Source organism: Streptomyces sp. NPDC014676 (genome assembly GCF_043084105.1).
Lineage (GTDB): Bacteria > Actinomycetota > Actinomycetes > Streptomycetales > Streptomycetaceae > Streptomyces.
Map to the genome: position 1 here is coordinate 31,929 of NZ_JBIBZI010000011.1, position 21,151 is coordinate 53,079.

The following is a 21,151-nucleotide window of genomic DNA, read 5'->3' on the forward strand; positions in this document are numbered from 1 at the left end:
ATGAGCCAGCAGGACGAGGCGCTTCCGCCCGTTCCGGACGACATCCGCGAGGCGGGCCGCCTCGCCCCGGACCACTGGCTGGGGGTGGTCGACCCGATGTGGTCCGGGGAGGGCAGGCCCCCGGAGTGGGCGATGACCGGCCGGTGGCGGTCCGGCCTCGACGGCGAGATCGTCGAGTGGGAGGACAACCCCGACTACCGGCCGTCCCCGCGCGCGCTCGGCTGGCCCGAACCGGAGGACGAGGTGGACCGCGCCGTCCAGCTCGCGTCCACCGGATACGGGCCCGGCGAGGCGGTGCCGGCCGCGCTGGCGGGACGTGAGGTGGCCGTGCTGACCGCGCCGGGCGGCGGTCCGCTGAGTGCGACGGCGCCGGACGGGACGCCGGTCGTGCCGGTGTTCACCTCGTCGGTGTTCCTGCACACGGCGGGGCGGTTCGCCTTCGAACTCGTCGGCGTCGACGACCTCGTGACGCGCGTCCCCGAGGGCCACGCGCTGTATCTGAACCCCTCGGCCGCGGTGGGCATGCTGCTGGACCTCGACGCCGTGCGCGACGCGGTCCGCGGCGGCGCGGGGGAGCGGCCCGTCGCCGCCACCACCGCCGTCGGGCGCACGGCGCCGGTGGTCACCGAGGCCGTGCACCCGGTGCGGGGGACGGACGCGTGAGCCGCTGGTCGTCCGTGATGCGGGGCCGGGGACGCGGGCCCGGCTCCGGCAGGGGCCGCGGCGCCACGGTGAGCCCGGCCGGCGGTGCGAACGGCACCGGGACCCGGGGCGTCGGCGGGCCCCCGGTCGAGGACGTCGACGGCGTGCTGCTGGTGCGCTCGGTCGAGGACGACTCGTTCCCGCTGGACGTCGTGGCCGAGGTGGCGGGCGCCGTCGGGCGGGAGGAGGACGTCGTCACGGTGATCGTGGGCTCCGCCGCCGGGGGCGGGGCGCCCGGCGCCGACCACTGGGCGCGGCTGGGGGCGCTCCTCGACTCCCTCCGCGCGCGGGGCACCGGCCGGGTCCGGCTCGTGATGTCCGGAGCCGGTGCCGACCGGCCGGACCGGCCCGGCGTCGCCCGCAGGATCGCGGACGCCTGGGAACTGGAGGTGACGGCTCCGGACGGGGCCGTCCTGATCACGCCCGGGGGCACGCTCTTCGTCCACGGCGACGGCCGGACCTGGTGGCGGTTCGCACCCGGTGCGGAGCCCCGGAGGGCGGGCCGGCGCGCACCGGCCCCCGCCTGGGAGGAGGCGCTGGACGGGGTGCCCGCGCGCACGTCCGGCGGCTGTGTCGTGGACCGTGTCCCGGCGGGCGTGGTGATCCGCCCGGCCGAGGCGCCCGGACCGGCCCCCGACGACCTGTGCTTCTCCGTGCCCGTCGACTTCGAGCGGCTGACGGTGGTGGTCGGTGCCCCGCAGGCGGAGGACGTCGGCGCCGACGAGGTCGCCGCCGTGCTCGCGGGGCTGCCGGAGGCGGAGCGCGCCCGCGCCCGGCTCGCGCCCGGCGGCCGGCGCGACCTGCTGCGGCTCGGGCAGTCGGTCGCCGACCTGCTGGGCACCGAGGTGGAGGTGCTCACCGGCCTGCCGCTGCTCGACGACCACGCACCGCCCGGAACTCCTCCCCGGCCCACGCTGGTCGGGCTGGACGGGAGGCCGAGCTGGCGGCCGTTCGTGTCGTCCGTGGTCTGCGGACCGGTCGACTCCGAGGGGCGGGCCCCCGTACCCAGGCCGGTGGAGCTGCACCCGCCCGACTGGATCCTCGGCGGCGGCGAACGGGGGACGGTACGGCTGACGGACCACTGGCAGGCGACGGTGACCCGGGCCGGTCTCGCCCTGTGGGCACCGGGCGGGCCCCGTCCCGGGCCGCTCGGACCGGCCGTCGACCCGGAGGCGTGCGCCATCGAACTGGGCATGCCGGGGCAGCCGTTGGACGACTCCCTGCTGCCCGCGCTGTCCCGCCTGGTGCGCGGCCTCGGCACCGACGTCCGCGCACGCACCACCCTGCTGGTCCGCGGCAGACTCCTGGCGGGCGACGGCGCCCTCCGCCGCCTGGCCGCCGAACACGGCATACCGAACATCCGCTACGTCACCTCCGGCCGCCCCGCACGCCCCGCCCCGGCGGCCGGCCGGCCGGCCGCGGTCACGGAATCCGGCCGTGTCCCATCGCCGGGGCGGGCGGCCCATGGGCCCGGCCCGGCGGCAGCGCCGATCTCCGCCGGGGCCGGTGCCGGGGCGGGCAGGGCTGCCGCCGGCCCGTCCGCTGCCGAGCCCGGTGGGGCTTCGCCGACCGTGGCCCGCGGGCTCGGTACGACCACTGCCGCTCCGGCCGCTGGGACTGCCGCCGGGGTGGGGCGTGGGCCCGGCAAGGCTGCTGGTGCCGAGTCCGGTGGAGTGGCTCATGAGCCGGGCACGGCCGCTGCCGGGTCGGGTGCCGGGGCGGGGCGTGGTCCTGGTGGGGCCGGTGCCGGCTCGCGGGTCGGTGAGACCGGTCGTGCTGTCGCGCCCGGTGCTTTGGGCCGGGGGCCGGGTGCTGGTACTGGTGGCGAGTCCGGTGGGGCTTTGTCGTCCGGTGGGGTGGCCCATGGACCGGATACGGCCGCTGCCGTCCAGTCTGCCGGGCCGGGCGCCGGGGCGGCGCGTAAGCCTGGGACGGCTGAGGGCGGCCCTTCGGCTGCTGAGCCCGGTCGGGTGCTGCCGCCCGGTGGGGCCGGTGCGGCCGTTGTTCGGCCGACTGCCGGTCCTGACGGTGCGGCTGCCGTCGAACCCGGGGCGCCGGAGTCCGCGTCCGGTGCGTCCCCGGATGCTCTCCAGGGCGGTGGGGCGGCCGAAGCGACCGGTCCTTCGGCCGCCGGGCCCGCCGCGTCCCCGGATGTCCGAGTGGACGCGGACGCGCCCGGCCGTCCGGCCGCTGGTGCCGGAGGAGCGGGGGGTGCGCCGTCGGGTTCCCCGCCGGAGGGTGCCGAACCCGAGGAAGCGGAGCGCGGGGCGTCCGTGCCCGCCGTGTCCTCGGAGCCCCGTCCGGAGGGGCGGCCCGCCGAGAGGGCTGCGACTGCCGTGTCGCCGGAGACTGGGGCCGGTGCCGGGAGCGAGCCGAGGGCTTCCGGGCCCGGTGCGGCGCCGGACGGCGGGGCGGGTTCGGGGGCCGCGGGGCCCCGGTCCGCCTCCTCGGCCGGGGCGCCCCCCGGAGCCGACGGCGTCGTCGGCGGGGCGGGGCACGCCGCCGGTGAGCGGGGCGGTGCGAGGCCGGCCGGCGATCGGGCCGCACGTGCCGAGGCGCCAGAAGGTCCGCGGGGCCGGAGTGGTGAGGCGTCGGCGGGTTCGCGGGGCCGGAGTGGCGAGGCGTCCGTGCCGAGCCGTGCCGTCCTTCCGTTCGTGCCCGGGCATGTCAGCGGGGCCGCCGAGCGTGCCGCGTTCCGGGACTCCGCGGCCGGTGCCTGGGAGGGGCACGCCGCCGCCGTGTCACGGGTGCTCACCCGGATGCCCGCCCTGCGCGGTCATGAACTGGAGGCCGCGCGGACCGACCTCGTCGCCGCGCACGCCTACCTCACCGCCGGGGAAGGACCCCTGAACCACCGCGAGGTGATCCGGGACCTGCGCACCGGCGAGGGACGCCTGCTGCCCTACGCCGGGTGTCTCGCGTCCGCTCTGCGCCGGCTGCCCTCCTACCGGGGCGTGGCCCTGCGCGGCGGGGACGCCGACGGCCCCGGACCCGCGGTCGGCACGCTGCTGCACGACCCCGCCCCGGTCAGCGCCCTGACCGGAGCCTCGGCGCTCCCCGCCGGGGCCCCCGTCCGCTACGCGATCTGGTCCGTCACCGGACGCAAGGTACGGCAACTGATCGACCGGCCGGGCGGGCCCCCGGAGGCGTACGAGGAGATCGTCTTCGTGCCGGGGACCGGCTTCCGGGTGCTGGGGGTACGGACCGTGCCCGCGGGCCCCTCCGTCGTCCTGCTGCGGGAGCTCCCCGGGAACGCGACCGCCTACATGGACGGGTCGGAGGAGCTGAGCGGGCTGGACCTCAAGGCCCTCACCCACCTCGAGGAGGCGCTGGCCAAGGGCTTCCGCCCCGGCGACGGCCCGCAGTGGCCGGAACGCTGTTCCGGGCCCGTGGGCCAGGACGGATAGCGGGCGGGGGCGCGCCGCACGACCACCTGTCACCCACAGTCCACATCGATCAGATCGAGGAGAACGATGGCACGTCAGAACAGGCCGCCCGCTCCCGAGGGGCCCGACGGCACGGGCGGTTCGTCCGTCCGCAGGGCCGTCTCCCTCGGGTCGGCGTCGGCCGACCCCGGCCCGATGCTGGCACCGGCCGCACGGCGTACGGCCGCACCGGAACCCGGCGAGGGCGACACCGGGGGAACCGGGGAAGCGGCGGAGACGGCCCGGCCGGCCCCGGAAACCCCCGACACCTCCGGACAGCCCGCCGCCACGGCCGCCGCCACCGGGGAACCGGACACGGCGCCCACCGCGTCCGCCTCGCGGGAGCGGCCGGAAGCGGAGAGCGGGAGCGCCGCCGAGCCGGCCGCCGGGGCCGCCGGGGCCGCCGGGGTGGGCGGAACCGCCGCGGCCGCCGCGGCCCGGGCCGACGGGGCGGGCGCGACCGCCGCAGCCGCCGCCGGTGCGGACGGGCCGCCGTCCGGGAACCCGAAGAAGCCCCTGCTCGCCGCCGCCGGCATCGCGGGCGTCGTCCTCCTCGCCGTGCCGCTGCTGATCTGGGCCACGGACGACTCGCGGCAGAAGAAGGAGAACGTGGCGGTGGCCGCCGGGTCCGACACGCTGCTGGAGGAGGAGCCCCTGGAAGTGCCGAAGGGCGACTACGCCCCGGCGGAGCCCACCCCGGAGCCCTCGACGAAGAAGCCGTCCGCCGAGCCGAAACCCGTCGTCGAGAAGGCGCTCCCGGTGGTGAGTTCGGCGGCCCCGGTCAGCGAGTCGCCGAAGGCGGCGAAGAAGAAGACGGAGAAGACGCAGGCCCGGACCGAGAAGCGCGAGGCCCCCGTGGTCCCGCCGAACACCGCCGCCTACGCCGTTCAGCGGCTGGCCGCCTCGGATCCCGGCCGGCACATCTGCTACCGGGTCCACAGGAAGGGCGCCGGCTGGACGACCCCGAGGTGCGACGGGGCCATGTCGGGCCAGGGGCTGCCGATCACGGCCATCAACATCGCGGTGGTCGGCGCCAAGAAGGTGTCCGCCAACGAGTTCGTCCAGAAGGACGGCTGGACGACCGCGTGGTCGAGCGCGGCCGACGCGACGGACCTGACGCTGGGCAGCGACTCCCCGAACGCGCCGAACCTCAGCGGTTACGCCATCGGCGTCGACGACGGCAACGTCTGCCACCACCACAAGCTCGGCGGGCACGACTGGGGCGCCTATCTGTGCGAGTCGTCCCAGGGCTGGAGGTTCGGCGGGTCACTGGATCCGGACGTGTGGCTGGAGTCCGTCAAGTTCAACCTCTGAGGGGCGCGACAGCGCGGTGGACGCCCGCCGGCACCGGCCGGCGGGCGTCCGTCCGTCCTCAGCGCGTCACAGCGCGGCCTGCTGCCGCCGGGCCGGCGGCAGGTCCTCCGGCAGCAGCGTCGTGAGGTCGGCGAGACTGGGCGACGCCAGCCCGCCCAGCCGGCGGGCCTGGCTCGTCATCATCGTCTCCAGCAACTGCCGGGCGAGCCGCGCGTTGCCGAAGGACCGGTCGCGCGGGATGGCGTCCACATGGGCGCGCAGCGCCTCGACGGTGGCGTCGGCGCACTCGTACCCGGAGGCGGCGGCGTGCCGGGACACGATGGTGACCAGTTCGTCCGTGCTGTAGTCCTCGAACGTCACGAACTTGGAGAACCGGGACGTCAGACCGGGGTTGGAGGCGAGGAAGCGCTCCATCTCCTCGGTGTATCCGGCGACGACGACCACGATCTCGTCGCGGTGGTCCTCCATCAGCTTCAGCAGGGTGTCGACGGCCTCGCGGCCGAAGTCGTTGGAGGAGCCCTCGGGGGTCAGGGTGTAGGCCTCGTCGATGAAGAGCACCCCGCCCAGCGCGCTGGTGAAGACGTCCTTGGTGCGCTGGGCGGTGTGGCCGACGTACTGGCCCACCAGGTCCGCCCGCGCGACCTCCACCAGGGAGTCGCGGGGGAGCACCCCCAGCGAGTGCAGGAGCCTGGCGTACAGCCGGGCGACGGTGGTCTTGCCGGTGCCGGGCGGCCCGCTGAAGACCAGGTGGTTGCTGATCCGGGGGGCGGGCAGCCCGGCGGCGATCCGCTGCCGGGCGTTGGTGAGGAGACTGACCAGGTCGGCGACCTCCCGCTTCACGGCGGCGAGTCCCACCATGGCGGTGAGTTCGGCCATCGGGTCCGAGGTGTCGGACGTGTCGCCGGCGTTCTGTGCCGTCCCGCCGACGGCCGCCGCCTCCGCGTCGCCGACGTCCTGCGGCAGCAGCAGCGTCAGGTCGCTCTCCGCCGGGTCGGTCATGGCCGCGAGCCGGAACGCCTGCCGGTCCACCATGTCCTCGAACACGCTGCGGGCCGCACGGCCGTTGCCGAAGGTCGCGTCGCGCGTCATCTGCTCGAAGCGTACGGCGAGGGCCTCCCGGGTCAGCGGCCCGAGCTCGAACTGGTGCCGTCGGCAGAGGCTCTCGGTGATCGTCACCAGCTCCTCCACCGCGTAGTTGCCGAACTCGATGGTGCGGGTGAACCGGGAGGCGAGGCCGGGGTTGGCGGTCAGGAACGACTCCATCTGCTCGGAGTAGCCGGCCGCCACCACGACCACGTCGTCGCGGTGGTCCTCCATCAGCTTCAGCAGGGTGTCGACGGCCTCGCGGCCGAAGTCGTTGGACGTTCCCTCGACGGTGAGCGTGTAGGCCTCGTCGATGAACAGCACACCGCCCAGCGCGCTGTTGAACGCCTCGGTGGTCTTGATGGCCGTACCGCCGATGACCTGCGCGACCAGATCGGCGCGGGCGACCTCGACCAGGTGTCCGCTCCTGAGCACGCCCAGGTCCGCGAGGATGCTGCCGTAGAGGCGGGCGACGGTGGTCTTGCCGGTGCCGGGCGGCCCCGCGAAGATCAGGTGCCGGCTCATCGAGGGGACCGGCATGCCGAGCCGGCGCCGCCGCTCCGCGAGCTGGTTCAGGTTGACCAGCGTGTTCACCTGGTGCTTGACGTTCTCCAGACCGACGAGCGCCTGCAGTTCGGCCAGCGGGCCCTCGGGCTCCTCCTTCTTGCCGGGGCCGCCCGGGGCGCCGTCCTCGCCGACGGTGTCGGCCGACTCGCCCCAGCTGTCGGGGAGTCCGTTGTCCGCGCTGGTCAGCAGCTCGACCGTGAGCCGCTCGCTCGCGCGGCTCTGGCGCAGTCCCGCACCGCGGTTGTCGCGTACGACGCACCGGGTGACGTCGACCGGTTCGGCGCTGTCGATCCGCACGCCGTCGCCCGTACTGCCGCTGATCTCGCAGGCGTTGAGGACGGCCCGGCCGCCGCGCGACACCTGGACGCCGTGCGCCCTCGAGCCGTGCACCCGGACCCGCTCCAGGGTGATCTCCGCGCCGTCCCGCACCCCGACCCCCGCGTCGGCGCTGTCGCCGATCTCGCAGTCCCGCAGGGTGCCCCGGCCGCGTTCGCCGACGAGCAGGCCCGAGCGGGCGGCGGAGGTGAGGACGGTGTCGCTGATCTCGGGGTCGGAGTCGTCGTCGATGCTCAGCGCGCAGCCGCCGGCGGACTCGATCTCGCAGTGCTCGAGCCGGCCGCGGGCGTCGTCGGTGAACTCGACGCCGTGGCCGCCGGAGCCGGTGACCCTGGTACGGCGCAGCAGGGGGTTGGCGGCGGAGCGCACCGAGATGCCGACGCCGGCCGCGTCCAGGACCTCCAGGTGCTCGAACTCGGCGGTGGAGTCGTCCCAGAGCTGCACCGCCCCGCCGGTGTCGGCGCAGTCGCTCACCACGGTGTCCCGCAGCAGCGGGGCGCCGCCCTCGACGACCCGTACGGCGGCCTCGGTGGAGCCGTGGAACGAGCAGCCCTCCAGGGTTCCGCGCGAGCGGTCCAGGACGAGCAGCCCGCTGGTCTTGGTGCGCCGGGTGACGCACCCGCGCAGCACCGGGTCGGCGCCGCCGGAGATGACGATGCCGCTCTGCGCGATCGACTCGAAGGAGGTCTCCTCGATCTCCGGGCGGGACATGCTGGTCACCAGCAGGCCCACCGAGGTGTGGTGCACGGCGCAGCGCAGCACGCGCGTCGAGCTGTGGCCCTCCAGGGCGATGGCCGGCTTGTCGGTGCCGGAGATGTCGCAGCCCTCCACGGTGCCGCGGGCCTCGCCGCTCGCCAGGACGCCGTTGGCCCGCGCGCCCCGGATGCGGCAGTCGCGCACCAGGGGCCCGGCGCTCTCGCCGATCACCACCGCGGAGGTGCCGAAGTTCTCGAACACGCAGTCCTCGACGATGCTCTCGGACTCCGAGGAGTCGACCAGGCCGGCGCCGCCGGGGTTGCCGATCCGGCAGCCGCGGGCGGCCAGCGAGCCCTTGCCGCGGACCAGCAGCGCCGTCCACCCGGAACCGGTCACGGTGCAGTCGTCGAGGGCGGCCTGGCCGGCCGGTACGTCCACGACCGCGGCCTCCTTGTCACGGCCCCGCAGGGTCAGGGCGCTGAGCATCACGGCGTCGGCCATGAGGGTGACGGCGGTGCCGTCCCGCGGGCAGAGCTCGACGGTGCCCGGCTCGCCCTCGCCGACGATCGTCACCCGGTGCCGGATGACGAGGTTCTCGGCGTAGCGGCCGGGACGGACCCGGATCACCGCCCCGGTGCGGGCCTGGGCCAGTGCCTCACCGATCGTCTGGAAGCCGTCCGACCGTTCCGGGCCGACCGTGAGTATTTGCCGTGCCACGCCTCGAACCTCCTTGTGCTGTTGCCTAGTTGGCGTTGTGCGCCGTACATCTTGTGTGCCTATCATGCGGCTCATGCGGAATGTCATGAAACGTCGGGGCGCGGGCCTCGTGCTGGCGGTCGCCGTGGTCCTGCCGGTCACGGGCGGGCCGGCCCTCGCCGTCCCCGCCGCGCCGTCGGCGAGCCCGGGTGCCGGCGATCCGGGTGCCGGCGATCCCGGGGCCACGCTGCTGCCCCCGCTGCCCGTCCGGCTCGGTGAGGGCAACCCGTGCACCGGGGCCTCGAAGCAGACGGCCACCGGGGCGGCGTGGTCGCAGACGGCGCTCGGGCTGTCCCGGGCCCAGCGGATCTCCCGGGGCGGCGGGGTGACCGTCGCGGTGGTCGACAGCGGGGTCGCCACCGGCGTCCCCAGCCTGTCCGGCAGGGTGGAGTCCCTCGACGGGGCGGCCGAGGACTGCGTGGGCCACGGCACGTTCGCCGCCGGCCTGATCGCCGCCGCACCGGAGACGGGCAGCGGCATCACCGGGGTCGCCCCGCAGGCGGAGATCCTCGCCCTGTCCGGCACCGACGACCGGGGGGTGCCCTCCGTGGAACGCGTGGCCGCCGGCATACGGACGGCGGCGGACCGCGGCGCACAGGTCATCTACGTCGGCCAGGCGCTGCGCACCGGCAGGACCGAACTCACCGCCGCCGTCGCCTACGCCACCCGGCGTGACGCGCTCGTCGTCGCCCCGGCCGCCCCCGACGCCGTGGCCCATGAGGAGCAGGGGCCCGACGGTGAGCTGCCCGAGGGGCCGTACTGGCCGGCCGCCGCACCCGACGCGCTCGCCGTCGTCGACTTCGGCCCCAGTGGCGTACGGCAGAAGAACGCGCCGCCCGCTTATGAGCCCGACCTGTCCGCGCCCGGCAGCGAGATGGTCAGCGTCGGCCCGGAAGGCTCCGGCCACTACATCGGCTCCGGCGCCTCGCTGGCCGCGGCGGGCGTCGCCGGCGCCGCCGCCCTCGTCCGCGCCTACCATCCCGGCCTCAAGGCGCCCGAGGTCACCCGCCGCCTCCTCGACACCGCCTACCCCTCGGACACCCCCCGCCTCGACCCGTACGCGGCCCTGTCCCTGGTCCAGGACCACGCGAAGCCGTCCGCGCAGGCTCCCGCCCCCGCCCGGATGCCGGCCCCCGCCGACCCCACTCCCCACACCCGGGCCCTGACGATCGCGGCCGTGGGCCTGACCACGGTCCTCCTCCTGGCCGCCCTGGCCGTGGTCATCCCCCGAGGCCGCACCCGCAACTGGCGCCCCCCGACAACTTCCTAGCCACCACGCAACCGCGGACAGCCCGGCCGCTCCCACGGGCAGTCGTGTCGTTCCCGCGGGCAGTCGTGCCTCCCCCAGTGCCTTAAGGGCCTGGGAGGTACCCCCAGGGGCGAGGGGGGTCCCCCCGCTCATGGGGTCCCCCCGCTCGAGCGAAGCCGGGAGTGGGGGAGGAGCCGGGAGTGGGGGAGGAGCCGGGAGTGGGGGAGGGCGGGCGCGACGGCACCCCGCGAGCGCCGGGTCGCGCGAACACCCCCCGGCCGGCACCCACACCGGGCACCCCGTGAACCCCGCTCCACCCCGCACGGACGCCTCACGACGCGCCCCCCACAAGCCCCGTCTGCACCTGCACGGTCTTCCGCCGGGCGATCCGGACCGCCCGCCCCGGAATCAGCTCCCGCCCCTTCACGCTCCCGAACAGGTACCCCTCGCTCGGCGGACACGACATCAGCAGCCCCGGCGTGTTGACCTCCTGCAGCCGCCGCAGCAACGACTCGTTCAGCCCCCGCCCGGCCCCCGCCGAGGACCGCGCCACCACCAGGTGCAACCCCACCTCGTGCCCCAGCGCCAGATGGTCGAGGAGCGGAGCGAACGGCTGCGTCATCGGCCCGCCGCCCACCATGTCGTAGTCGTCGACCAGGATGAACAGCCGGGGACCCTGCCACCAGTCGCACAACCGCATCCGCGACGGAGCGATGTCCTCCCCCGGCACCCGCTGCTTGACCGCCCGCGCCGCCCCGTCCACCAGGTCCCGCAGCATGTCCAGCGACACCGCGTGCCCCAGCCGGTACGCCTCCGGAACGCTCTCCACCAGCTCCCGCCGGTAGTCCACCGTCATGATCCGCGCCTCGGCCGGCGTGTACCGCTCGGTGATGCCGCGCGCGACCAGCTTCAGCAGGTTCGTCTTGCCGCTCTCCGTGTCGCCCACCACGATCAGATGCGGGTTCTCGGCGAAGTCGTGCCACACCGGAGCCAGTTCGTTCTCGTCCAGGCCGATGGCGATCCGCAGTCCGTTCTCGCCCTCCGCCTCCGGCAGCTCCTCGACCGGCAGCTTCGCCGGCAGCATCCGCACCCGCGGCGCGGTGGGCCCCGTCCAGTTCTCGGCGATCGCGGCGACCAGCCCCGCGACCCCGTCCGCGAGGTCGTCGGCGTCCTCGACCCCGTCGACGCGCGGCAGCGCCGACAGGTAGTGCAGCTTGTCGGAGGTCAGCCCCCGCCCCGCGCTGCGCGGGATCGTCGCCGCCTTCCGGGAGTCGATCTGCGAGTCCATCGGATCGCCCATCCGCAGCTCCAGCCGGGTCCCGGTCTGGTCGCGCACCGACGACGACAGCTCCACCCAGCGGGCGGTGGTGACGATCAGGTGGACCCCGTAGTTGAGCCCGCGGGCGGCCAGCGCGTTGAAGGTGGGGATGTGCCGGTCGAAGTCCTGGCGCACGGTCGCCCAGCCGTCGATGACCAGGAAGACGTCCCCGTGCGGCTCGTCGGGGAAGTCGCCCGCCGCGCGCCGCTTGCGGTACGTCGCCATGGAGTCGACGCCGTGCTCCAGGAAGAACCGCTCCCGCCGGGCGAGCAGCGTGGTGACCTCCGCGATCGTACGGCCCACCCGCTCGGTGTCCACCCGCGCCGCGACCCCGCTCATATGGGGCAGCCCGTCCAGTGAGGCCAGCGTGCCGCCGCCGAAGTCCAGGCAGTAGAACTGCACTTCGCGCGGGGTGTGGGTGAGGGCCAGCGCGGTGATGAGGGTCCGCAGCAGCGTGCTCTTGCCGCTCTGCGGCCCCCCGGCGATGGCCACGTGGCCCCCGGCCGCCGACAGGTCCACGGTCAGCAGGTCGCGCAACTGGTCGAAGGGCCGGTCGACCACACCCACCGGCACGGTGAGCCGCCCCCGCAGCGGCCAGTCGGCCGTGGTCAGGCCGTACCGCGGGTCGGGGGAGAGCGGGGGCAGGATCTGGTCCAGGGTGGCCGGCCGGCCCAGCGGCGGCAGCCACACCTGGTGGGCGGGCGGTCCCGCCCCGCGCAGCCGGTCGAGCGCCACCGACAGCAGCGTCTCCCCGCTGTCGTCCCCCTCGCCCTCCGGTTCGGGCCCGCTCCCGTCGGGCTCGCCCGCCAGGTCCGGGTCCGCGGGGGCGCGCGGCACCACCCACTCCGCCGTCCACGGCACCACCTGCCGCGCCACCTGCGCCTGCACGACGGCCCGGCGCCGCTGGTACGGCCCCGAGACGTACGCGGCCCGGAACCGGGTGAGCGCGTCGACGCCGCTCTTGAGGAAGCCGGCACCCGGCTGCGCGGGCAGCTCGTAGGCGTCCGGCACACCGAGCACGCCCCGGCTCTCCATCGCGGAGAACGTCCGCAGGCCGATCCGGTACGACAGATGGCTCTCCAGCTGGTGCATACGGCCCTCGTCCAGCCGCTGCGAGGCCAGCAGCAGATGGACCCCGAGGCTGCGCCCGAGCCGGCCGATCATCACGAACAGCTCCATGAAGTCGCGGTGCGAGGCGAGCAGTTCGCTGAACTCGTCGACCACCACGAACAGGCTGGGCAGCGGCTGCAGCGGCGCCCCGGACTGCCGCGCCTTCTCGTACTCCAGCGCGGAGGTGTAGTTCCCGGCGGCGCGCAGCAGCTCCTGCCGCCGGATCAGCTCCCCGTGCAGGGCGTCCTGCATCCGGGCGACCAGCGACACCTCGTCGGCGAGGTTGGTGATGACCGCCGAGGTGTGCGGCAGTTCGTCGAGGCCGAGGAAGGTGGCGCCGCCCTTGAAGTCGACGAGGACGAAGTTCAGCGTCTCGGAGGAGTTGGTCAGCGCCAGCCCCAGCACCAGGGTGCGCAGCAGCTCGCTCTTGCCGGACCCGGTCGCGCCGATCAGCATGCCGTGCGGTCCCGTGCCGCCCTGCGCGGACTCCTTGATGTCCAGCTCCACGGGCCTGCCCTCACCGCTCACCGCGATCGGCACCCGCAGCCGGGCGCTGCCGGTCGCCTTCTCCCACAGCGTGGCCGGGTCGTGCCGGTGCAGGTCGGGGATGTTCAGCAGCGAGGTCAGCTCGACGTCGTCGGCGAGTGGCTTGGAGTCGTCGCCGCCCACACTCATCCGGTACGGCGCCAGCAGCCGGGCCAGCGCCAGCGCGCCCACCGTGCCCAGCCGGTCGGGCCGGCCGAGCACCGTCGACTGCTCCTTGCGGTCGCGGTCGGTGCGCACCAGCGCGACCCCGGCCTCGTCCACCTCCAGGCGCAGCGTGGTCCGGCCGGGCTTCCACGCGAGCGCACCGGTGAGGTCGAGCACCACCGCGTTGCGGAACCCGTGCCCGTCGAAGCGGTGCCCGGCCGGCACCGTGCAGCCGTCGATCACGACGACCGTGTACGGCTCCTCACGTCCCGGGACCGCGTCGGGGTCGGCGCCCGGCCGCTCCAGGAACTCCGCGCCGAGCAGGTTCTCCAGCTCGGTGAAGGCCGAGGCGATCAGGCGGGCCGGTCCGGCGCCGTCCTCCTCGTGCCGGTGCAGGCTGTGCGGCAGCCACTTCGCCCACTCCCACTCCGCACGCCGCTCGTCCGAGACGCACAGCGCGATCCACAGGTCGTCGGGGGAGTGGAACACCGCCAACTGCGCCAGCAGGGCCCGCGCCTGGGCCCGTATCCGCTCCTCGTCCCCGCGGAACAGCACCTTCGACCAGGCCCGCAGATAGATCGCGATGGGCTGGTCGCGGACGGTGGAGTAGGCGCGGGTGAAACTGCGCAGCGCGTGCGCGCTCAGCGGCTCCAGGTCCTCGACGGGCTTGGTCGACAGCGGTGTCAGCTTCATCGCGAGGCGCTGGTCGCCCACGCCCATCCGCACCTCGGCGAAGTCCTCGTCCGACGTCCGCCGTTCCCACAGCCGGGTGCTGCGCACCAGCGACGACAGCGCGTCGGGCTCCGGGTGGCGCCAGGCGAGGGCGCGCTGCTGCTCCACGATGGACGTCCGCACGATGCGCCGGGTCTGCCGCAGGTAGCGCAGGTAGTCGCGGCGCTCGCCCTTCATCCGCTGCTTGCGTTCGCCGTTGCGGCGCATGACCTGACCGAGCATCATGCCCGCCGACGCGATCACCATCACACCGAGCGCGATGTAGATGAATCCGCCGCTGCTCTGGCTCATCCCCGGCCGCATGAACATCAGCATCATGGAGACCGACATCAGCGCCATCGGCAGATACGTCCACACCGCGGAACTGTCCGGCACGACTTCCGGAAGCGTGGGCGGCTCCTGGAGACTCAGCTCCCCCGACGGCATTTCCGGCCCTTTACGGCGGGCCGGTCGGTGGAACAGGATCACGCTCAACGAACGTCCTCCTCAACGATTTCGGAAGGAATTCCGGGGGGACTCCGCGAGAACGTCGCGGGTTTTACCGTAAAGAGTCAGAGTCCCGCGCGACGGCGTCGGGAAAATGGTCGTAAGGTGCCGTGACGCTGAACTCCCGGAGTGGTGTTGCGAAAAGCCCGGCGTACGGTCAAACTCGTCGGCGCACGCCCCGTCCGACTTTTCCGTCGCGTTCGGCGACCGACCGGTGTGCCACTGCCACCTTCCAGCCACCGCGTGTCCCGTGGTCCGCCAGAAAGTGTGAACCCCGAAGCCATGACCGACATTCAGACGGCAAGCCTGTGCCGCGTCACCGTACGTGCTCCGGCCAGGACCGTCGACCTGGCCGTGCCCTCCGACGTCCCCGTCGCCGATCTGCTGCCCACAGTGATCGGCTACGGAGGGGACGACCTGGAGGAAACCGGTCTGGAGCACGGAGGTTGGGTGCTCCAGCGGCTCGGCGGTCCACCGCTCGACCCCGAGAGTACCTTGGACTCCCTCGGCCTGCGGGACGGAGAGGAGCTTTACCTGCGCCCGCGCACCGAGGCGCTGCCCGAGGTGCACATCGACGACCTGGTCGACGGCATCGCCGACGGCATGGGCCGCAGACCGCACGGCTGGAGCCCGGAAGCCGGCCGGCGGCTGCTGCGCGGGCTGGCCGCGGCCACCCTCGCGCTGGGCATCGTGCTGCTGGCCATGCCCGGCACGGCGGGCTGGATACGGGCGGTCGCCGCCTCGGCCGCCGGACTGCTGCTGATCGCCGGGGCGGGCTCCGCCTCCCGTGCCGTCGGGGACGCCGGAGCCGGCTCGGTGCTCGGCCTGATGGCGGCCCCCTACTTCGCCCTGGCGGGCTGGCTGCTGCCCGGCGGCGACCTGGGCGGCGCCGACGGCGATGCCGTCCTCGGCGCACGGCTGCTGGCGGCGTCCGCGGCCGGCGGCGCGGGCACGATCCTCGCCCTGGCGGCGGTCGGCGTCTACCCGGCGCTGTTCATCGGCGCGGCCTGTGTCGCGGCGGCGGGCGCGCTCGGCGCCGCCCTGATCACCCTGGACCTGGCGCCGCAGCAGGCGGCCGGTGTGGTGGCCGTCGTGGTGGTGCTCTTCGGCGGGTTCGTCCCGTCGCTGTCGTTCCGGCTGGCCGGCATGCGGATGCCGCCCCTGCCCACCAACGTCCAGCAGCTTCAGCAGGGCATCGACCCGTACTCCTCCTCGGACGTCGACGCGCGCTCCGCGCTGGCGGACGGCTGGATGACCGCCCTCTACGGTGCCATCGGCCTGATCTGCCTGCCCTGCCTGGCGGCCCTCATGGTCGCGCCGGGCCTCGCCGAGATCCTCACCCTCGTGGCCTTCTCCCTGCTCCTGCTGCTGCACAGCCGGGGGCTGGGCAACGTCTGGCAGCGGCTGGCGCTGACCTGCGCCGGGGCCTGGGGCGTGGTCCTGCTGCTGTCCGTGTCCGCGCGCTCCCTCGCCCCGGCGGACCGGCTGACCCTGACGGCCGGGCTGATGGGGCTGGCCGCCGCGATCACCATCGCCTCGTGGACGGTGCCCGGACGGCGGCTCGTCCCGTACTGGGGGCGTGCGGCCGAGCTGCTGCACTCACTCGCCGCCCTCAGCATCCTGCCGCTGACGCTCTGGTCGATGGGCGTCTACGGCTGGCTCCGCGGCATCAACGGCTGACCCGGGAGAACGGCGACATGCACAGCAAGCGCGACCAAGTACAGGCGCACCTCTTCATCATGGGCCGGCTGGCCTCGGCCATGCTGCGCTCGGAGCCCGACGCCCCGGAGAGCCCGCTGGGCAGGACCAACCGCGGCGCCGCGATCGGCGTGATCATCGCCGTGCTGGTGTGCGCCGGCGCCTTCGTCTTCGGGCTCATCCGGCCCGGCGGCAACGACTCGTGGCGGTCGGGGGAGAACCTGATCGTCGACAAGGACACCGGCGCCCGCTACCTGTACCTGGACGGGCGGCTGCGCCCGGTGCGCAACCACGCGTCGGCCCGGCTGGTCACCGGCGGCGAGGTCGGCGTCACGACGGTGGGCACGTCCTCGCTGGCCGGCACCCCGCACGGAACGCCCGTCGGCATCCCCGACGGGCCCGAGGCACTGCCGGGCACGGGCGACCTGGACCGCACCCCGTGGCTGGTGTGCTCCGGCGTCCTGCCGCGGACGACGGGCGTCGTCACGACGACCACGACACTCGCCCTCGGCACCGACGCCCCGCAGGACGTGCCCGGCGGCCGGCGGCTGGGCGAGGACGAGGGCCTGCTGGTCACCGGCCCGGACGACACCACGTACCTGCTGTGGCAGGGCAGCCGGCTGCGCCTGGACGAGCGGGCGAAGGCGGCCGAGGCCCTCGGGTACGGCGACGTCACCCCGCGTCCCGTCTCCGCGGCGTTCCTCGACGCCTTCCCGCTGGGACCCGACCTGGCCCCCGCCGACGTGCCCGGCCGGGGCGGGAAGGGCCCCGAACTGGGCGGGCGGAGCACCAGGATCGGGCAGCTCTTCAAGGTCGACGTCCCCGGCTCCGCCGCCCGCTACCACCTGCTCACGCGGGAGGGCCTCGTCCCCCTCACCGACACCGGCGCGACCCTCCTGCTGGGCGACCCGCTCACGCGTGAGAAGGCGTACGCCGGTGAGGCCGCGACCGTGGTGACGCTCGGCGCGGACACCCTGGCCGGGCATCTCGCCCCGGACACGCGGGGCTCGGGGACGGAGAGGCTGCCCGCGAAGCCGCCGAGGGCGGTCACCGTCGCCACCGGTTCCGTCTCCTGTGCGGAGGTCGACTCCGCGGACTCCGGTGTGCGGGTGGGCATTTCGGTGCTGCCCCAGGACGCCCTGCCCCCGGCGGTGCAGGCGCCGGCGCCCGAGGTCGAACCGGGCTGTCTGAAGGTCGACTCCATCGCCGTACGGGCGGGGAAGGGCGCGCTGGTCAGGGCGTTGAGCGCGAGCGGCAGCGCACTGGGCGACACCACGTACCTGGTGACGGACGAGGGTGTGAAGTACCGGCTGCTGTCCCAGGAGGCGGTGGCGGCGCTGGGCTACGAGGGCATCGAGGCGCGGACGATGCCGTCCCCGATGCTGGCCATGCTGCCCAGCGGCCCGGACCTGACCCCGGAGGCGGCGGCCGAGGGCGAGGCGAGGGTGACGCTGCGGTGCCCGCGGGCCTAGGGGATGACGGTCCCGCGGGGAAGCGGCCGGCAGGGAAATTCCTGGTGTTCCGGGGTCACTTCACGTTCAGCCGGGTGCTCCGCGGCACCCTGGTGAGCGGCGCGGATGCCCGATCTGTCCGGCCGGATCCACCGCGCCGCTCACTTGAGCGGCGTGAATTCCGGGTCATTGCTCAATTGAGCTTCCGAATAGGGGACTTCGCGGTTCCGCGGGCAATTGCCAAACAAGTTGCGGCCTGCATAGCATCTGGCCACCCCATGGCCCCGGCGAGCCGTTCGTGATCGCGGGGACGCCCTGTCTGCCCGCAGGGTGAAGTGGGGGACGCAGCCCGGTGAGTTTCGCCGAAAAGGGAGTTCTCTGATGGCCATGCAGCAGTCCGAGGAACGCGCGACCCGCAATGGGATCATGGCGCTGGAACAGGCTTTCACCGGTGTTCAGCGCTGCCAGCAGGACGTGCAGTCCACGTCGCACACGCTCGCCTCGAACTACGGCGGTGTGGACGGCGGAAAGTACAAGAAGCTGCTGGAGCAGTGGGACGAGCACGTCGACACGATCCTGATCAACCTGGACCGGATGGTCGACGAGCTCAACGGCACCCTCACGGAGCACGGACTGGTGCAGGGATCCACCAGTGACGCGATCGACTCGGAGTACTCGCGCTCCACGCAGGTGTTCGACGAGCTCAACGGCACCAACACGTCGTCGAACTGATTTCGACGCACCCAGCGGACCCCGAACCCCTCACATCTCGTCGTTCTCCTGGTGAATAGAGGACTCTGATGGACTTCTCCGACGGCTACATCTACGTCGATTACAACCACGCCGAAGGTGCGGCGGACGACATGATCAGCCAGTCCCAGGCGATCATGAGCATTCTGGCCAACCTGGAAATGGAACTGGCCGAACTCCGCAACAGCTGGATCGGTGACGACCGGGACGTCTACAGCCAAGTCCAGGCGAAGTGGGACGCAGCTGTCGAGAACATCAAGACCCTGCTCGCCAACCACTCCGGTCTGCTCACCGAGATTTCCGGCAAATACCGGTACACGGAGCAGAACCTGACGCAGCGGTGGGGCGACATCAGGATCGGCAGCCGCTGACGCCGGCCGGTGACGGAAGGGTGATCACGTGGCCGTCACGGTCCTCGACAGCACGTTCCTGAAGAACTTCATCAACAACCAGGTCGACGGTTTCCGGACGACCCTGGAGAAAATCCTCAAGGACAGCCCGACCGCCGGCCCGGCGATCACGTTCATCGCGGACAGCATCTCGACCACGACGATCGACTCCGCGAAGCCGCTCGTCATCGGTCTCATGGCCGGCGAGAACAGCGCGGTCGGCGGGGGCGCCCTGAACAAGGTCGTCCAGCAGGGCGCGGGCGAGGTCGTGCGCATCCTGGAGGACCAGACGGTCCTCTTCGAGGACCTCGAACAGGCGTTGTGGGACACCATCGACGAGCTGGCCAAGGCCCAGGGCAAGAATCTCGAGAACATCACCGCGGACGATTTCATGGACATCTTCGAGGATGTCGACAGTGATCTCGGCAATTCCGGTGGCACCGAAGAGGAAGAGTAGCGGAGTTCGGCGATGGCCAACCCCGGGGACAACAACAACGACAACTGGAAAAAAGCGGTTGACCTGCTCACCGGCTATGTCCTGCCGGAGCGGAAGACGTTGTTCGACGACCTGAAGGGTAACGACGGCATCCCGCTGATTCACGTCCGGCTGGACAAGCACGGCGGCCCGGATTACTCGTCGGGTTTCCTGTCCTCGAGCGGATGGAAGACGCACAACACCGACTACACCATCCCGTTCTACCGCCCCAGCGACGACTCCCAGGACGTGTCCGCGGGGAAGTACCTCTACCGGTACCGCGCCTACATCACCTTCCTCGCGTCCGGCCAGTCCTGGCCGCCGGGCGGGAACGACATCATCCCGGACTACTCGAAGACGAGCGAGCGCCTGAAGGACAAGGGCGGCTGGAACAAAGAGGGCGAGAAGCTCGACTGGAACACCAACGCGCTGGTCCGGTACGTCTACGGCTCCCGGGACGCCCTCTCGCAGATCACCATGTGGCCCTACTCGACCCACGGGTTCAAGAACCGCGGTTACCCGGTGAACGACGCAGACTACGTCGACCTGCGCACCTTCACGGAAACGGCCAAGGCCTTCGACCGGGTGGTCAAGTTCTTCGAGGACAGCGCGGTCACCATCGGCAAGTGGGACACCGAGAACATCGGAGAGGGCAGCGACTCCTGGGACGGCACGTCGGCCGCCATCTTCAAGGCGCTCATCCACAAGCTGGCCCGGAACTACGAGGGCTACGCCGACCAGCTCAACGGCAAGGGCGGCGAGGGCACCGCCGTCACCATCGACGGTGTGACGGTGACCTCCGAGCCGGCCCGGGCGCTGGCCGAGGCCCAGGGCGTTCTCCTCGCCCAGGCGCAGAAGCTCTCCGACGCCTGGAACGCGTGGAAGGCCGAGAGCAATCCGCAGCGCTGGCTCTACGACATGCTGCAGAACGCCCGGCTGACCCTCTTCGACACCCAGTACGACAAGACGGACATCGAGACGGTGTCCAGCGGCGGCGGGCCGTACACCACCTGGCACAACTACGTGGTGTCGACCGACGGCTTCCGGAACGAGATCGTCATCGAGGGCAAGTCGTACGGCAAGCCGAGCGAGATGACCACGTGGAAGGCGATCGCCGACGAGGCGGTGCGCCGGTGGGAGCAGTCCGTGCAGGACTGGCTCAGCACGGCGGGCGCCGAGGCCATCGTCGAGATCCACAAGGCCTTCAAGACGGCGGAGAAGGCGTTCGACACCAGCATCACCGACAAGGACGACCGTCCCCTCTCCGAGATCTCCGCCAAGGTGGAGGCCGACGCCGAGAAGAAGAAGGCGGAGGCCGAGGCGGCGGCTGCCAAGGCCGAGCGGGACAAGGAGAAGGCCGAGGCCGAGAAGGAGAAGGCGGAGGCCAAGGCGGAGGCCGAGAAGGAGAAGGCCGAGGCCAAGGCCGAGCGGGACAAGGAGAAGGCCGAGGCCGAGAAGGAGAAGGCGGAGGCCAAGGCGGAGGCCGAGAAGGAGAAGGCCGAGGCGAAGGCCGAGCGGGACAAGGAGAAGGCCGAGGCCGAGAAGGAGAAGGCCGAGGCCAAGGCGGAGCAGGAGCGCGAGAAGGCCGAGGCGAAGGCCGAGCAGGCCGCCGCCAAGGAAGAGGCCGAGAAGGAGAAGGCCGAGGCCAAGGCGGAGCAGGAGCGCGAGAAGGCCGAGGCGAAGGCCGAGCAGGCCGCCGCCAAGGAAGAGGCCGAGAAGGAGAAGGCCGAGGCCAAGGCCGAGCAGGAGCGCGAGAAGGCCGAGGCGAAGGCCGAGCAGGCCGCCGCCAAGGCGGAGGCCCAGCAACAGCAGGCGCTCGTCCTCGCACAGAACCAGAAGGCTCAGGACGAGGCGAAGAAGGAACGGGAACGGGCCTCGGCCCAGGCCGAAGCCGACCGCGCCGAGGCCAAGGCCGAACAGGAAG

General features: G+C 73.3%; 12 protein-coding genes. 10 read left to right on the forward strand and 2 right to left on the reverse strand.

Annotated elements, in window-relative coordinates; all coding sequences use genetic code 11:
• The 3 genes from ACF1DX_RS27355 (at nucleotide 1) to ACF1DX_RS27365 (ending at nucleotide 5,441) form a co-directional block, all read left to right on the forward strand.
• A complete protein-coding gene (locus tag ACF1DX_RS27355; RefSeq protein WP_391793802.1) occupies nucleotides 1-663 on the forward strand; it encodes a type VII secretion system-associated protein in 663 nt (220 codons plus the stop codon).
• Nucleotides 660-4,109, forward strand: a complete 3,450-nt coding sequence (locus ACF1DX_RS27360; protein ID WP_391793803.1) for a hypothetical protein — start codon at nucleotides 660-662, stop codon at nucleotides 4,107-4,109. The genes ACF1DX_RS27355 and ACF1DX_RS27360 overlap by 4 nt, the downstream gene beginning before the upstream one ends.
• Nucleotides 4,110-4,175: 66 nt before the next feature.
• Nucleotides 4,176-5,441: a hypothetical protein gene (locus tag ACF1DX_RS27365; RefSeq protein WP_391793804.1), complete on the forward strand. Its 1,266-nt coding sequence runs from the start codon at nucleotides 4,176-4,178 to the stop codon at nucleotides 5,439-5,441.
• A 66-nt stretch (nucleotides 5,442-5,507) separates the two neighbouring features.
• Here ACF1DX_RS27365 and ACF1DX_RS27370 read toward each other — a convergent pair whose 3' ends face one another.
• A complete protein-coding gene (locus ACF1DX_RS27370; protein ID WP_391793805.1) occupies nucleotides 5,508-8,840 on the reverse strand; it encodes a right-handed parallel beta-helix repeat-containing protein in 3,333 nt (1,110 codons plus the stop codon).
• 73 nt (nucleotides 8,841-8,913) lie between these two features.
• On the opposite strand from ACF1DX_RS27370, the gene ACF1DX_RS27375 reads away from it, so the two are divergent.
• Complete coding sequence (locus ACF1DX_RS27375) at nucleotides 8,914-10,149, forward strand: S8 family serine peptidase (protein WP_391793806.1); 1,236 nt, start codon at nucleotides 8,914-8,916, stop codon at nucleotides 10,147-10,149.
• Nucleotides 10,150-10,459: 310 nt separating this feature from the next.
• Here the strand turns inward: ACF1DX_RS27375 and eccCa are convergent, their stop codons facing one another.
• Entirely contained in the window at nucleotides 10,460-14,404 is a 3,945-nt protein-coding gene (gene eccCa, locus ACF1DX_RS27380) for a type VII secretion protein EccCa (RefSeq protein ID WP_391793979.1), read from the reverse strand.
• Between the two features lie 342 nt (nucleotides 14,405-14,746).
• Between eccCa and eccD the strand changes: the two genes are divergently transcribed.
• The 6 genes from eccD to ACF1DX_RS27410 form a co-directional block, all read left to right on the forward strand.
• On the forward strand, nucleotides 14,747-16,144 hold the full coding sequence (gene eccD, locus ACF1DX_RS27385) for a type VII secretion integral membrane protein EccD (protein ID WP_391793807.1): 1,398 nt from the start codon (nucleotides 14,747-14,749) through the stop codon (nucleotides 16,142-16,144).
• Nucleotides 16,145-16,161: 17 nt separating this feature from the next.
• Nucleotides 16,162-17,634, forward strand: a complete 1,473-nt coding sequence (gene eccB, locus ACF1DX_RS27390) for a type VII secretion protein EccB (RefSeq protein ID WP_391793808.1) — start codon at nucleotides 16,162-16,164, stop codon at nucleotides 17,632-17,634.
• Between the two features lie 360 nt (nucleotides 17,635-17,994).
• Nucleotides 17,995-18,345, forward strand: a complete 351-nt coding sequence (locus ACF1DX_RS27395; RefSeq protein ID WP_384707290.1) for a hypothetical protein — start codon at nucleotides 17,995-17,997, stop codon at nucleotides 18,343-18,345.
• Nucleotides 18,346-18,413: 68 nt separating this feature from the next.
• The gene (locus ACF1DX_RS27400; protein WP_391793809.1) at nucleotides 18,414-18,734 is read left to right on the forward strand and encodes a WXG100 family type VII secretion target; all 321 of its coding nucleotides are present in this window, start codon (nucleotides 18,414-18,416) and stop codon (nucleotides 18,732-18,734) included.
• A 28-nt stretch (nucleotides 18,735-18,762) separates the two neighbouring features.
• Nucleotides 18,763-19,209 carry a type VII secretion system-associated protein gene (locus tag ACF1DX_RS27405; protein WP_391793810.1) on the forward strand — a complete coding sequence of 149 codons (447 nt, stop codon included), beginning with the start codon at nucleotides 18,763-18,765 and terminating at the stop codon, nucleotides 19,207-19,209.
• Nucleotides 19,210-19,308: 99 nt separating this feature from the next.
• Nucleotides 19,309-21,151 (forward strand): AAWKG family protein (locus tag ACF1DX_RS27410; protein WP_391793811.1); only part of this gene is annotated, 1,843 nt, incomplete at its 3' end.

Bases quoted from the DNA above. Each gene is read 5' to 3' on its own strand.
- eccCa (WP_391793979.1), bottom strand. From the start codon at position 14,404: ATGCCGTCGGGGGAGCTGAGTCTCCAGGAGCCGCCCACGCTTCCGGAA.
- ACF1DX_RS27355 (WP_391793802.1), top strand. From the start codon at position 1: ATGAGCCAGCAGGACGAGGCGCTTCCGCCCGTTCCGGACGACATCCGC.
- ACF1DX_RS27395 (WP_384707290.1), top strand. From the start codon at position 17,995: ATGGCCATGCAGCAGTCCGAGGAACGCGCGACCCGCAATGGGATCATG.
- eccD (WP_391793807.1), top strand. From the start codon at position 14,747: ATGACCGACATTCAGACGGCAAGCCTGTGCCGCGTCACCGTACGTGCT.
- ACF1DX_RS27400 (WP_391793809.1), top strand. From the start codon at position 18,414: ATGGACTTCTCCGACGGCTACATCTACGTCGATTACAACCACGCCGAA.
- ACF1DX_RS27365 (WP_391793804.1), top strand. From the start codon at position 4,176: ATGGCACGTCAGAACAGGCCGCCCGCTCCCGAGGGGCCCGACGGCACG.
- ACF1DX_RS27375 (WP_391793806.1), top strand. From the start codon at position 8,914: ATGCGGAATGTCATGAAACGTCGGGGCGCGGGCCTCGTGCTGGCGGTC.
- eccB (WP_391793808.1), top strand. From the start codon at position 16,162: ATGCACAGCAAGCGCGACCAAGTACAGGCGCACCTCTTCATCATGGGC.